15 protein-coding genes and 1 riboswitch are annotated in these 14610 nt (G+C 29.0%); of the genes, 12 read left to right on the forward strand and 3 right to left on the reverse strand.

Going from position 1 to position 14610, the window contains the following annotated elements:
* Positions 1 to 38: 38 nt before the first annotated feature.
* The 3 genes from mnmL to P3X86_RS10785 all read left to right on the forward strand — a co-directional run bounded on the left by mnmL (position 39) and on the right by P3X86_RS10785 (position 2277).
* Positions 39 to 986, forward strand: a complete 948-nt coding sequence (gene mnmL / locus P3X86_RS10775) for a tRNA modification radical SAM protein MnmL/YtqA (protein WP_483293032.1) — start codon at positions 39 to 41, stop codon at positions 984 to 986.
* Positions 987 to 1183: 197 nt separating this feature from the next.
* Positions 1184 to 1699, forward strand: a complete 516-nt coding sequence (gene pssA, locus P3X86_RS10780) for a CDP-diacylglycerol--serine O-phosphatidyltransferase (protein ID WP_483292698.1) — start codon at positions 1184 to 1186, stop codon at positions 1697 to 1699.
* Positions 1700 to 1737: 38 nt separating this feature from the next.
* Entirely contained in the window at positions 1738 to 2277 is a 540-nt protein-coding gene (locus tag P3X86_RS10785; RefSeq protein WP_483292699.1) for a DUF6648 family protein, read from the forward strand.
* 59 nt (positions 2278 to 2336) lie between these two features.
* Here the strand turns inward: P3X86_RS10785 and P3X86_RS10790 are convergent, their stop codons facing one another.
* Together P3X86_RS10790 and P3X86_RS10795 are read right to left on the reverse strand one after the other, a co-directional pair.
* Positions 2337 to 2963, reverse strand: coding sequence for a GyrI-like domain-containing protein (locus P3X86_RS10790; protein WP_483292700.1), 627 nt, complete (start codon positions 2961 to 2963; stop codon positions 2337 to 2339).
* A gap of 396 nt (positions 2964 to 3359) precedes the next feature.
* On the reverse strand, positions 3360 to 4010 hold the full coding sequence (locus P3X86_RS10795; RefSeq protein WP_483292701.1) for a hypothetical protein: 651 nt from the start codon (positions 4008 to 4010) through the stop codon (positions 3360 to 3362).
* 261 nt (positions 4011 to 4271) lie between these two features.
* On the opposite strand from P3X86_RS10795, the gene P3X86_RS10800 reads away from it, so the two are divergent.
* The 6 genes from P3X86_RS10800 (at position 4272) to P3X86_RS10825 (ending at position 10368) form a co-directional block, all read left to right on the forward strand.
* Entirely contained in the window at positions 4272 to 5243 is a 972-nt protein-coding gene (locus P3X86_RS10800) for an RluA family pseudouridine synthase (protein WP_483292702.1), read from the forward strand.
* A 65-nt stretch (positions 5244 to 5308) separates the two neighbouring features.
* Positions 5309 to 5734, forward strand: a complete 426-nt coding sequence (locus P3X86_RS10805) for a CBS domain-containing protein (RefSeq protein WP_483292703.1) — start codon at positions 5309 to 5311, stop codon at positions 5732 to 5734.
* A 169-nt stretch (positions 5735 to 5903) separates the two neighbouring features.
* Complete coding sequence (locus tag P3X86_RS10810; protein WP_483292704.1) at positions 5904 to 7553, forward strand: uridine kinase family protein; 1650 nt, start codon at positions 5904 to 5906, stop codon at positions 7551 to 7553.
* 70 nt (positions 7554 to 7623) lie between these two features.
* A complete protein-coding gene (locus P3X86_RS10815) occupies positions 7624 to 8103 on the forward strand; it encodes an NUDIX hydrolase (protein ID WP_483292705.1) in 480 nt (159 codons plus the stop codon).
* Between the two features lie 44 nt (positions 8104 to 8147).
* Positions 8148 to 9347, forward strand: coding sequence for a CCA tRNA nucleotidyltransferase (locus P3X86_RS10820; protein ID WP_483293033.1), 1200 nt, complete (start codon positions 8148 to 8150; stop codon positions 9345 to 9347).
* Between the two features lie 310 nt (positions 9348 to 9657).
* On the forward strand, positions 9658 to 10368 hold the full coding sequence (locus P3X86_RS10825) for an L-2-amino-thiazoline-4-carboxylic acid hydrolase (protein ID WP_483292706.1): 711 nt from the start codon (positions 9658 to 9660) through the stop codon (positions 10366 to 10368).
* Between the two features lie 158 nt (positions 10369 to 10526).
* Here the strand turns inward: P3X86_RS10825 and P3X86_RS10830 are convergent, their stop codons facing one another.
* On the reverse strand, positions 10527 to 10697 hold the full coding sequence (locus tag P3X86_RS10830; protein ID WP_483292707.1) for a hypothetical protein: 171 nt from the start codon (positions 10695 to 10697) through the stop codon (positions 10527 to 10529).
* Between the two features lie 319 nt (positions 10698 to 11016).
* A riboswitch (cobalamin riboswitch) is annotated at positions 11017 to 11191 on the forward strand.
* A 156-nt stretch (positions 11192 to 11347) separates the two neighbouring features.
* Between P3X86_RS10830 and P3X86_RS10835 the strand changes: the two genes are divergently transcribed.
* From P3X86_RS10835 to sucD, 3 genes are read left to right on the forward strand one after another with little or no spacing between them, the layout of a single operon-like run.
* The gene (locus P3X86_RS10835; RefSeq protein WP_483292708.1) at positions 11348 to 12481 is read left to right on the forward strand and encodes an aspartate-alanine antiporter-like transporter; all 1134 of its coding nucleotides are present in this window, start codon (positions 11348 to 11350) and stop codon (positions 12479 to 12481) included.
* Between the two features lie 2 nt (positions 12482 to 12483).
* Positions 12484 to 13686, forward strand: a complete 1203-nt coding sequence (sucC, locus tag P3X86_RS10840) for an ADP-forming succinate--CoA ligase subunit beta (protein ID WP_483292709.1) — start codon at positions 12484 to 12486, stop codon at positions 13684 to 13686.
* A gap of 32 nt (positions 13687 to 13718) precedes the next feature.
* Entirely contained in the window at positions 13719 to 14600 is an 882-nt protein-coding gene (sucD, locus tag P3X86_RS10845) for a succinate--CoA ligase subunit alpha (RefSeq protein ID WP_483292710.1), read from the forward strand.
* Positions 14601 to 14610 lie beyond the last annotated feature (10 nt).

Genomic DNA, 14610 nt, shown 5'->3' on the forward strand with positions numbered 1-14610 from the left:
TCAAAATTTAAAAGAAAGAAGTTGTAAAAATGAATGAAATGCCATATAGAACCTATTCACAATATCTAAAAAATAAGTACAATGCTAAAGTATATAAATTGCCAATAAATCTACCAGTGACATGTCCTAATAGAGATGGATGTGTTGGCGAAGGCGGATGCATATTTTGCGGAGAAGTTGGGGCTGGATTTGAAAATTTGGACAATAAACTTACAGTATCACAGCAAATAAATCAAAACATGCAGTATATAAAAGAAAAGTATAAAGCTAACAAATTTATAGCTTACTTTCAAAATTTCACAAATACATATGTTGATTTTAAAGCGTTTAAACAATATATTAATGAAGCTATCAAACCAAATATAGTAGAGATATCTATATCAACAAGACCAGATTGTATAAATGACAATATATTAGATTTTTTAAAACAAATAAAAATAGAAAATAATATTGAAATTACAATAGAGTTAGGGCTTCAAACTGTAAACTATAAGACATTAAAAATAATAAATAGAGGACATACACTAGCAGAGTTTATAGATAGTGTTTTAAGAATTAAAGAGCGTGGATTTGAGGTATGTGCACACTTGATACTGAATTTACCATGGGATGACGTAACAGATGTTATAGAAAATGCAAAAATACTATCTGCATTAAAGGTGGATTATGTTAAACTGCATTCACTTTATATTGTTAGAGATACACATTTAGCACAGCTTTACAAACAAGATAAGATTCAAATGCTATCTAAGGAAGACTATATAAATAGGGTGATATTATTTTTGAAGTATCTAAAAAAAGATATAGTAGTTGAAAGATTGCTAGGAAGAGCTCCTAAAAAAGAAACATTGTTTGTAAACTGGAACACTAGTTGGTGGAAAATTAAAGATGAAATAGTTGAAAAAATGAATGATTTACATGCAAAACAAGGAGATGTATGTGATTATTTAAATGGAAAAGCAATTAAAAAATTTCATAATGAGTGAATTTTATGATATGATAGTGGTAGAATATTGTGTTATAATAAAGTAATTAATAAGAAAGCAATTAAAAGCATATAGATATTATCAAATAAATTTATAATTTCACATACACAAAATTAGTTAAAGAAAAACGTGTATTATATATAGCATTTATAACTATCTGTATATTCTAGCCATGAAAAATTTGGAGGTGTTAATTAATGAATATAAAACGCTATCTTCCTAATATTTTTACTTTTTTTAATTTAGCATTAGGAATTTTAGCTATTATGTGGATTTTTAAAGAAAATTGTTTTGTATCGGGATTATTAATATTACTAGCTGCCGTGATGGACAGATATGATGGGAAAATAGCTAGAAAGCTCAATGCAACATCAGAAATAGGTAAAGAACTAGATTCTCTTTCTGATTTAATATCATTTGGAGTAGCACCCACATTGTTGATGTGGAATATAGCATTAAATCAATTTGGAGTTGTAGGTATAATTATTACAATATTATATTCAATAGCAGGAGCATATAGGTTAGCTAGATATAATGTAATGGAGTTTGATGGAGTTTATTACGGTATACCAATTACCATGTCTGGTGGTATAGTAGCAATAATATCACTATACTTAACTAAATACTACATAAATATTGTAGTTTTAGCTGTTATAATGCTTTTATTATCATATACTATGATAACTAAGAGAATAAAACTTAAAAAAAGATAGCAGAAGCTAAAATAATCACATAATAGAAAGGTTCAAGTATGAAAGAAACTATATTTGATAAATTTTTTAATCATAGGGATTATCTTATAATACAGTATAAACAGGGTGATTTAACAAAAAAAGAGTATATACAAGCTAATGTTGATTATATATATAAAAATAATATTAAACCATTTGATAAAATAGATATATATGAAAAAGGAATGTATAACTATCAATATTATAACATGATGGCTAAGTATTATTTTATGCAAGGTAAAATACTAAATGAAAACAAAGACGATGAAAAATATGTTAAATCTTTTATCGAAGAAGGACACTATTATTATAGAATGAAAGATAAATCAACATTAAACTTGTTAAAGCTACTAAAGTTTAAAAACATGGAAGCGTATTTTATAAAACTAAATTCTAAAAATTTAATGGGTAAACTTTATGAGATATGCTTAAAAGATTATGATAAAGCAATATTACATTCTCAAAATTATAAAATATTAGAAATCTTAAAAAAAGAAAGAGTTTTTTCAGGAGATTATAAAAAATCAGTAATAGATGAATATGTTAATGTAAAATATTAATAAAAAACTTGGAGACGTAATAAACGACTCCAAGTTTTTATTCTGTAATTTGGTAAAAGCTATTCTTTATAACGTACCATGTATCTAAGTACAGTTTTTAATTTTGAGCTTTCAACTCTTCTGAAATCTGTAAGATAGATTTCTCTATGTTTAAATACTGTTTTTTCAAGATTGTTTTCATTTATAAATTTATTCATTTGTTTGAAACTTTCAGGCTCGTTATCATATGAGCCTAAATGCATCATTTGAACAGATAGTCCATCTTCAATTGTTTTAAAAACTACATCATTTAAAAGAGGGTTATCTTTTTTCTTTTTAACAAGTTCAAATGCCTTATCTACAACATCATCTGTAACAAAATCAGGTTGTCTAATCATGATTGAATATATTAGCTCATCTTTATTGAAAGTATCAGATTGCTGACCTTTTTCTGTCAAATCCCATATACCTTCAAGAGGATAAACAGTATATTCAAAGTAACCATCAGGAGTATAACCTTTCTTTGGCATCATCCTGATTGCATACGCTAAAGAATATAAAATGCCTATTTTTTCAGTAAATTCCGGGCTATTAGGATTTCCTTTACCATCGATGACAAAGAATTTCTGTTTAGGTATAGTTATTAGAGACGGTGTTTTACTAGGTAAATATAAGTCTTTTTCTTTTTTTCGCCATTCAAATTTCATTTATATCACTACTTTCTTTAATTAATATATTCAGTATAACATTATATTCTTGACATCAGCATGGCATAATATAAAATAAAAGCTTTGATAGATGTCTTTAGTTTTAACAAGTATCCTTAGTTTAAAACAATTTTTAAGAAATAGATATTGGAGTTTTCATGTATATTTTCTAACAATTTAATTACTAGTACCAAATCCTTTGTTTTGAAGGTTTTAATCTAAAAATAAAATACAAAGGCAACCTTCATCTTTTTTAGTTTTAACATAGTGATCCTCCCTATTTGTATAGAATATAATAAATATAGCACTATATTCTTGACGCCTGTATGACATGAATAAAAAATAAAAAGAGCAATCTTTTACAGATGCTCTTTTATTTAACAAATATCATTAGTTTTATTTCTTTTTCCAAGCCAATTTATAAATTATATCTTCTAGAGAACTATTTGATTTAATCTTATAAGATCCAGATCTCAATTTAGTGTCCAATTTTAATTCAACAGCTTTGTCTAAAAATGCTTTTTTAGACTCAATTAAATTGTTCTTAACTAAAATATCTCCAATAGTTCCAGGAAGTGACCCAGAAGGAATATCAATTTCTACAACTGTTGCTTCGTTGGTGTTTTGTTTAGGTGGTTGTGTTTCACCATTATTATTTTGTTCTTGATTATTGTTATTTTTTTGTTCATTGTTTTGATTGCTTTGGTTGTTTTGGTTGTTATTGTTTTGACTATTTTGATTCTTATCAATATTCTTATCTGTTCCTTTTGGATCAGCAGTATTGCTATCAGCGTTAGAATCTTGGCCATCCTGATCTTTAACATCACCAGTGTTATTGTCAGGAGATTTTTTATCTGTATTACCTTTACTATCAGTATTAGTTTTTTGTGTTTCTACAGCTGCAATACTAGTATCATTTGAATCAGTAAATAAAATAGGGAGTTTCCAACCTATAATACCGCCAACAACTATAACAACAGCACCCATAATCAAGAAATCAGAAATATCATAAACACCATCTTTAAACCATTCAATAAATTTTTTCAAATTACCACTCCCTTAAAACTGTTAATTAGTATGTATTTATCAATACCTATGAGTACTCATGGATATAAGATGACCATTCTTAAAACATAGTGTATAGATACTCTGTTTTTATAATATCATAATATTACTGTATAATTCAATTACAATAAGATGATATAATAAATATTATCATGAAATATCGTGGAATATTGATAAATATATTGTAAATAGAGTTCTATAGATAATTTGGTTTAGATTAAAGAGAAAAAAGCAGGTGAAATTATGATAGAAATATTGATAAAAGAAAATGAAAGTGAACAAAGATTGGATAGATTTCTGAAAAAATACATGGATAAAGCACCTAATTCATTCATATATAAAATGATCAGGAAAAAGAGAATAAAACTTAATAGTAAAAGAACTGATCCAAAAGAGATGATTTTAGCTGGAGATAAAATACAACTATATTTATCTCAAGATACGATTGACAGCTTTAGGGCTAAAAAAGATAAACTATCAAAGTCATCAAATCATATAAAAGTTATTTATGAAGACAATAATATAATACTAGTACACAAAGAAGCGGGGGTATTATCACAGCCATCTCAAGCAGGGGAGAGCTCATTAACAGATGATATAGTAAATTACTTATATAATAAAGGTGAATATAATCCAGATGAAGAAATGGTATTCAGACCTTCTATATGCAATAGACTTGATAGAAATACAATAGGAATAGTAATAGGTGCAAAAAATTATAAAGCATTAAAAGCTATAAACGAGGCTATAAGGCTTAAAAATGTAGATAAATATTATAAAAGCTTAGTTGTAGGAACACTCAAGAATAATCTTAAGCTAGAAGATTATATAGTGAAGAACAAAGATGAGAATAAGTCGTATATAACAAAATATGAGACTTCAGAATCTAAAAAGATACAGACAGATGTAAAAATAATAAAAGCAAATAACCAATATAGTTTACTAGAGGTTAAATTAATAACAGGGAAGTCACATCAAATAAGAGTACATCTAGCATCAATAGGTCATCCAATAGTTGGTGATAGTAAATATGGACTAAAGAAAGTAAATAAAATATTTAAAGAAAAATTTGAGCTTGAGCATCAATTTCTAATAGCATATAAATTGAAATTTGACAATATATCAGGTGAAATGAAGTATTTAAATGGAATGGAGTTTGAAGACAATATAGAGGAAAGTTTTGCAAATATTGAAAACGATATATTTAGAGCCTAAGTTTTTGATTAAAAACTAGAAAAATACATATCCTAAATAATAGAGTAACTAAGGAGGAGATGTATATGAAAATATTAAGAGACATAATGACTAGTGAAGTATCTAGCTTAAACAGCGATGCTTCAATTAGAGAAGCAGCTGAGAAAATGAAAAACTTAAATGTTGGCTCTATACCAGTTTGTGATAACTCAAACAGACCAATAGGTATAGTAACTGATAGAGATATAGTACTAGGTAGTGTTTCAAAGGGTCAGGACAGCTTAGAGCCAGTAGAATCAGTAATGACAAGAAACGTTATAACAGCTTCACCAGATACAGATGTACATGAAGCAGCAAGAATAATGGCTAAGCATCAAATAAGAAGATTACCAGTCGTAGATAGTGACAAGCTAGTAGGGATAGTATCTATAGGAGATTTAGCAATAAGAGACATATATGAAAATGAAGCAGGAAGTGCTCTTTCTAGCATATCAGAAGATGTGCTTAAATAAATAGGAAATACTTCTTGGGAGATGCCTTTATGGGATGTCTATATGACATCCCTATTATGTATGAATATTATTGCAATATATATTATAATAATATTAGGACAAACATATTTGGAATAATAGTGCTCGCCTAATGCATAGTTATATAACACATAAATAAGGAGGGTGATATATGCAAACAGTAAATATAACTGAGGTTGGTAAAATAAAAATAGAAAAAGGTACTAGTATATATGATATATTAGTAAAGCATAATATAGAAAAAAAATATCTATGCGCTAAAATAAAAAATGATATTAAGCATATGAACTATGAAATAACAGAGGATTGCGATATTGAGTTATTAGATATAGAAGATAAAGATGGTTTTAGAGTATATCAAAGAACACTTTCCTTTATATTTATCAAAGCATGTATAGACATATTTGCAGAATGTAAGGTGTCAATTGAACATTCTCTTAACAAAGGGAAATATGTTGAGATTACTAAGGATTCACCTTTAACTGCAAGCGATGTAGACAAAATCAAAGCCAGAATAAAAGAAATTATAGATATGAATCTAAAAATAGAAAGAAAACTAATTGACTTACAAAAAGCAGATGCTATATTTAAAAAGCAAGGTTATACTGATAAACTTAGATTATCTAAGTATAGAAAACAAGATAAAATGCATGTATATATATTAGATGGCTTGTATGATAAATTTTATGGATATTTAGCGCCACTGACAGGTTGCATACATTCATTTGACTTAAAATATTTTGGACCGGGGGTTATAATACAATTCCCAAGAAAAGAAAATAACTTTAAAATCCCAAAATATGAAGAACATAAGAAGTTAGCAAAGATTTTTAAAGAAACTGAAGACTGGGCAGAAATTTTAGATATAGGTTACGTTGGAGCATTAAATGATAAAATATCAGAGGGATTGTCTGGTGAAATAGTTAGAATTGCAGAAGCATTACATGAAAAAAAGATAGCATATATTGCAGATCAGATATGTGAAAAAAAGAGTGTAAAGCTTATATTGATAGCAGGGCCTTCGTCTTCAGGAAAGACTACTTTTGCTCAAAGGCTATATACACAGTTAAGAGTCAATGAAAAGAGACCAGTTTCTATATCACTAGATAATTACTTTGTTAACAGAGTAGATACGCCAAAAGACAAAAACGGAAATTATGACTTTGAATCAATAGATGCTATAGATATTGTTAAATTTAACGAAGATTTACTAAATCTAATGAACGGTAAAGAAGTAGAACTACCTATATTTAATTTTAAAACGGGTAAAAGAGAAAAAGAAGGGATAAAGTTACAAATTGATGAATCTCAAATTATAATAATAGAGGGGATTCACGGACTAAATGAAAAACTTACTAGTATGATACCACATGAGAAAAAATTCAAAATCTATATAAGTGCGTTAACACAATTAAACATTGATAATCATAATAGAATACCAACAACAGATACAAGATTAATCAGGAGAATGGTTAGAGATTACAAGTATAGAGGAAATAGCGCTCAGAGAACATTAGATTTATGGACTAACGTAAGAAATGGAGAAGAGAGAAACATATTCCCGTATCAAGAAGAAGCAGATGCAATGTTCAATTCTGCACTTGTATATGAACTCTCTGTATTAAAAAAACATGCTAAACCTTTACTCAGAGAAATACATCAAAATAGTGAGCATTATAGTGAGAGCAAAAGACTTTTAAAATTTTTAGATTATTTTAAAGAGATAAAAGATGAAAGCATAATACCCAATACATCAATAATTAAAGAGTTTATAGGAGGCAGTTGTTACAGAGAAGAGTAGAAACCAAAAACACTATTTTTCCATACTATATTTTATAGAGAGAAATTTTTAATTTATGGTGGTGGAAAATTTGCAAGCTAATTTTATTATAGATAGATTAAAAGATAAAGTGTGTATTTATTTTGAAAATGATATAGATAATTTATTAGATAAATTTAAAAATATATTAGTAATACCTTTTTATAATTCAAGTTTAGTAATGACTTATCATCCAAAGAAAAAAGTATGGGATTTTCCTAAGACAGAAATGATAACTGATGAAGATATAAATGCGTGTGTAGCAAGAAGTGGGTTCAATGAAATAGGTGCTACGTTTAACACTGTGCAACCATTTGCTTATTATGAAATTATAGCGGAAGATACAAAAGTTACAACAGGAGTAGTAGTTGGGCAGATAGATAAGTTTGAGCCAAAACCTAGATGGAGTGAAACTGATATAGTTAAACTTTTTAATGAATTACCGGACAATGTAAAAGAAAATGATAAGTTAATATATGAAATGTTGATAAAAGAAGCACTTGATAATCCAAATATATTATTGGAGGGATAAAACTGAGTATAAGAATACCTAAAAATGTAGAAATAATATTAGATATACTAAAAAAATATAATTATGAAGCCTATATAGTAGGTGGATGTGTTAGGGACAGCCTCATTGGGAGGCTCCCTAACGATTTTGACATTTGTACAAGCTGTAAGCCTGATAAGTTAAGAGAGATATTGGATAAGCATGATATAAAAAATATACCTACAGGGATTAAGCATGGGACAATTACAGCAGTTATAGAAGGTAATGCTTATGAGATAACAACATATAGAGTAGAGGGCGAATATAAGGATGACAGAAGGCCGGAGAGAGTTGAATTTACAGAAGATATACTAAAGGATTTAAGTAGGAGAGACTTTACAATAAATGCAATAGCATATAACCCTTTAGAGGGACTTGTTGATCCATTTAACGGGTGTATAGATATAGAAAACAAAATTATTAGATGTGTTTTGGATGCAAAAGATAGATTTAATGAAGATGCCTTAAGAATAATGCGAGCAGTCAGATTTTCTTCTCAACTAGGTTATAAATTAGACGAGAGATGTATACAAGCAATTAAGTTAAGAAGAGAAAAATTAAAAAATATAAGTAAAGAAAGAATAAGAGAAGAATTCAATAAAATATTGAGTAGTGAATTTGTAGATATGGGGATTAAACTTATTAAGAAACTAGAACTAGGTGAATATATAACTGCTTATGATATATTCAGTAATAATGAAATACTTACAATGATGAATAAGATTCCTAAAAATACTGATATTAGATTATCGGTGATGTTTATAGTAAATAATATCAGCACCGAGCAATCAAAAGAGATTATGAAAAAATTAAAATATGATAATAAAACAATAGAAAATAATAGGTTTATTTTAAAGAATTACAATAAATTATTAAAGAGCAACGATGAAACGGAGTTAAAAGAGTTACTAAGAGGTAATTTAAAGTATATAGAACTGTTGATTAAAGTGTGCGATGCATTACAATTATTAAAAAAGTATAATAGTAATATTTTTATAGAAAATAAAGAAAAAATAAATATAATATTACATTCAAATTTCCCGTTAGAGATTAGAGATTTAGCTATAAATGGAGATGATTTGATAAAGATAGGAATAAAAAAAGGGCAAGCGATAGGGAATATGTTAGAAACACTATTACACGAAATCTATCAACATCCAAATGATAATAAAAAAGACATACTTTTAAAAAAGGCAAGAGATATATTAAATCAAAATAGAGATTAGACAAAAAAGAGCAGTGTATTATTAAAGATGTTTAAACACTGTTCATAAATTGCGATTATTTACGATACAAGCCTTATATTGGTTAATTAATTTCACAAAGACCTTTCTATTAAAACAACAAACTTATAACGTAAGCTATCCTTCAAATTTACTATTACTTTGGTAAATAAGGATGAATGACAACGCCTAATAATTGTCAAAAATGATTGTGGTTAATATACTTGTCACTTTCATATCGAGCAACAGGTATATGAGATAAATACAAATGATGTGGTTAGTTTAGAAAACTATTAAATGAAAGGTGGGTGTTATGCGAGTAGATGAATTAAGGAATTACGGGAAGGATATTTTAACTATTCAAAAAAACATGAAGTTACCATTAAAAAGTAAGATGAAGATTATAAATTCAGCGCTAAGATTAGGAGGTCGTTTAGTTTGGCATATGAACCCAGTCGGGTTTTTAAAGTTTATCAAAAAAGTGAAATTAGAAAAGCATAAAGCGCTTCAAATGGATTGGACCCATGTACGGGCAAAGGGTATCTCTGAAAAAGATCTTACCTCAGTTATCAGTAAACAGGTAGTAGCTAAGGTGATGGTTGATATCTTAGGCTATGAGCAAGCTGCGAAGATTAGAAACCACTTTTCAGATAGATGTGCTTATTACATACTACAAGAAGTTTTCGCAAAACCTGAGGATTTTGTTGCGTGCGGTGAAGGTGATTTTTTAGTATCTTTTAAAGAATATTATATAGCTCTTCAAGATGCTATGAAGGAGGTAGGTTTAGAAGAATATGAGGTTGGTATAGATACAAAAGATTGCTTCCAAATGAATGTAACCTATTGCGTGTACCATGAGGTAGCTAAGGCATTAGGGAACTCAATAAATTGCTATTATTCAACTTGCTATGGCGATGAAGTTTTCTTTCCTAAACTATGTGAGCAAGTTAATTTTGAATTTAAGAGAGAGGGAACATTAGCTACAGGTAAAACCTGCTGTGATATGAAATTTACTCGTAAGTAAAATTGGTGGGGTCAAGATTGAAAAGTTGACTTATTAAGTTATAATATACGGATACATTTATTATTTAGAATTTTAAAAAATTGTTTTCTATTAAAAACTATAAATTTATAATGTAAGCCATCTTTCAAATTTATTATTACTGCGGGGAATACAAGTAATCAACGACAACGCCTAATATATTTTATATCAGAATATAGTATTTTAATGTTTCTGTAGTTGTCAGATAAGACAAGATTTTGAGTTTTATAAACTAAAAATTCATTACTTAGTAATATCATGCCTCCATGTGCCCCTATATGGCATAAACTTGCAACAAATTGCTTCTTCATGTTGTACCTCCATTTAACAATACAAGTGTAATATTTTGTACATGGGTATTAATATTATTATAACAGAAATAGATATAAACCTTTAACCTAAAAGTATATCATAAAGTAAAATGAGATAGTATAGACATGTTCTAGAGCCAAGACACATTTATTATTTTTTAGTGAAAAACGGTTTTATCACTACAATAAAATATAATCAACCACAAGGGCTCACAAAGGATATGCTATATTACAATAATAAAATAAGAATCAGAAAAGAAACTAATAATTCATTGACAAGAATGAGCTTCAATGGTACACTCATAATATATTTAAAAACTGAATAATAAAGGCTATTGGTGCAATAATATTGTTAAAAGGGAAGTTGGTTAAATTCCAACACGGTCCCGCCACTGTAAGAGCTTAGTATATTCATTATCCACTGTAATTTGTTATGGGAAGGAGAATATACGTATTGCTTGAGTCAGGAGACCTGCCAATAGTAACAATGCTATTTATTGACTCACGAGGATGAGGAGGTGTTATATAACATAGAGGAATTTATAGATTCCTTCCATATGTTTGTAGTGCCCTTTCTTATGAAAGGGCTTTATTAATTGTGAAAATAACTAGCTAATTATGGCTAGTTTTTTGTTTAAGGAGATGAGACTTTGGTAAAGCAATTAGTACAGAATCCTTTATTGATGATTGCAGTTTGTATTGTTTTAGGGCAAATCATAGGGACAATAAGAATAAGACATATCAAACTTGGTAATTCTGCGATACTGTTTTTGGGTTTGTTAATAAGTTATTTATTAACAAAGTATTTAAAAGTAGATATTAGTATAGAAAAAACAGTATTTGAACTAAGTTTGATTGGATTTATAAGTTCAGTAGGGCTTATAGCATCTAAAAATTTAGCAAAGATACTAAAACAGTATGGTATTAAATTCTTAATATTAGCTTTTATTATAACATTTACAGGAGCAGCTACAACACTAATATTTATAAGTTTATTTTATAGCCAAAAAGCAAGTATAGTAGGTACGTATATAGGGGCACTAACTAGCTCACCTGGCTTAGCTACAGCATTAGAAATAGCCAAAGGAATGTATACTGACCAAAGTGCAAATGTAGGATTAGGATATTCGATAGCTTATATACCAGGAGTGTTGCTCGTAATACTATTTACTCAATTAGTAGGAAAGAAAAATAAAGCAATTGTTAGTGAAGAAATAGTTGAAGTATCTGATGAAATTCAAAAGCCTTTTGATTTAGTAAGCTTTATAGTAGTGATAATTGTAGGAACTTTACTAAGTTTGATTGAAATAAAATTAACTAAAACTACGACGCTTTCATTGGGTATGACAGGAGGAGTATTGATAAGCGCTCTAGTGCTTGGTAGTTTGAGAAAAATAGGAAAGTTATCTTTTGATTTTAACGTTACGCATCTTAGTATAATCAGAGATATATCTCTAAATATGTTTCTAGCAATTGTTGGACTAAATTATGGATATGAAGCTATAAATGCATTAAGTCAATATGGAATAACATTATTGGTAATAGGATCGTCTATAGGAATAATTAGTATAGGGGCAGGATATTTAGTAGGTAAGTATATTTTAAAGATAGAGACTATATATTTAATCGGAGGAATTTGTGGTGGGATGACAAGTACGCCAGGATTAGCAACAGCTATAGATACATTTGAAAGCGAAGAGGTGGTAGTAGGCTATGGTGCAACATATCCCTTTGCATTGATGTTTATGATTGTTTTTACAAATCTATTATTTGGAGGTAGTTAGGAATGAATATACACGAATATCAAGCTAAACAAATTTTAAAACAGTACGGTATAAAAGTGATGAAAGGTTATCTAATAACTAAGGAAGAGGATATAAAACCTAATGTACAAAAGATAGAAAGTGATATAGCAGTTGTAAAGGCTCAAGTTCATGCTGGAGGAAGAAGCAAGGCAGGAGGAGTCAAACTGGTTACATCATTAGCAGAAGCTATAGAGACATCCAAAGATCTATTAGGTAAGACACTCGTAACACACCAAACCGGAAGCGAAGGTGTTTTAGTGAGAAAGCTGTATATAGAAGAAGGATGTAATATAAAGAAAGAATATTATTTGAGTATAGTACTTGATCGTTCAAATAGTCAGGTAGCAGTTATAGCATCAGAAGAAGGTGGAGTAGAGATAGAAGAAGTAGCAAAAAAGACACCAGAAAAAATTATAAAAACTGATGTTAATAGTTGCATAGGATTGACTGACTATCAAATAAGATATATTATCAATAAGCTAAAGTTACCTTTAGAAGCTCACAAAGCAATGGAAAAAACATTAAAAGGTCTGTATAAATGTTATATAGAAAATGATTGTAGTTTAGTAGAAATAAATCCTTTAGTGTTGACTCTAGATAATGATATCGTAGCGTTAGATTCAAAAATAAACTTTGATGATAATGCATTATTTAGACATCCAGATATAAAAGATTTAAGGGATATAAAAGAAGAAAATCCAAAAGAAATAGAGGCGTCTGAATATGGATTATCATATATAGCGTTAAATGGTTCTATAGGATGTTTAGTTAACGGAGCTGGTTTAGCGATGGCAACAATGGATAGTATAAAAAATGCTGGTGGTTTACCTGCTAATTTTCTAGATGTTGGTGGAAGTGCTAGTAGTGAAAGTGTTACAAATGCATTTGTACTTATTCTATCAGATCCTCAAGTTAGAGGGATATTTGTCAATATATTTGGCGGTATAATGAAATGCGATGTTATAGCAAATGGTATAATCAAAGCTACAAATATTATACATACAAAGATGCCTATAGTTGTTAGATTAGAAGGAACAAACGAAGAAAAAGGCAAAGAGATATTAAAAAAGTCAAATGCAAATATTCATATAGTAAACAGTTTGGACGAAGGTAGTGAGATGATAGTAAAATTGCTCAATAAGATAAATTACGAAAATCATAAAAAATATGACACATATGAATAATTTCTTAACTAGTCATGAGGAGGAAAAAGATAATGAGTATATGGATAAATAAAGATACTAAGGTTTTAGTACAGGGAATAACTGGTTCAGCTGCTAGGTACCATACAAAACATATGCTAGAGTATGGGACTAAAATAGTAGCAGGTGTTACACCCAATAAAGGGAATACAGAGGTAGAGGGTGTGCCAGTTTTTAATTCAGTAAAAGAAGCGGTTGAAATTTCAGGTGCTAATGCTTCTATTATTTACGTGCCAGCACCATATGCAGCAGATGCTATATTAGAAGCTGTTGACAGCGAGTTAGATTTAGTTATATGCATTACAGAGCACATTCCTATCCTAGATATGGTAAAAGTAAAGAATTATATTATGAATAAGAAAACTAGATTAATTGGACCAAATTGTCCAGGGATTATAACTTCTGGTGAGTGCAAAATAGGTATTATGCCGGGACATATTCACAAGAAAGGTAATATAGGTATTGTTTCAAGATCAGGAACCTTGACTTACGAAGCAGTCAATGTTATTTCAAAAGCAGGCTTGGGGCAATCGACTACTGTTGGAATTGGTGGTGATCCAATAAAAGGCACTAGTTTTATTGATGTATTAAAAGAGTTTAACAGAGATGATCAGACACATGGAGTTGTAATAATAGGAGAAATTGGAGGAGACGAAGAAGAAAAGGCAGCTGAGTGGATTAAAAACAATATGACAAAACCCGTTGTAGGATTTATAGGTGGGAAAACAGCGCCAAAAGGAAAAAGAATGGGGCATGCAGGAGCAATAGTCTCTGGAGGAAAAGGAACAGCTCAAAGTAAAATAGAAACTCTGAATTCATGTGGAGTAAAAGTAGCTAAAACAATATCTGATATAGTACCAGAACTTTTATTGGCTTTAAAGAATAATCAAAATTAAAAGTTTTTTG

Source organism: Abyssisolibacter sp. ZYX002, assembly GCF_056892235.1.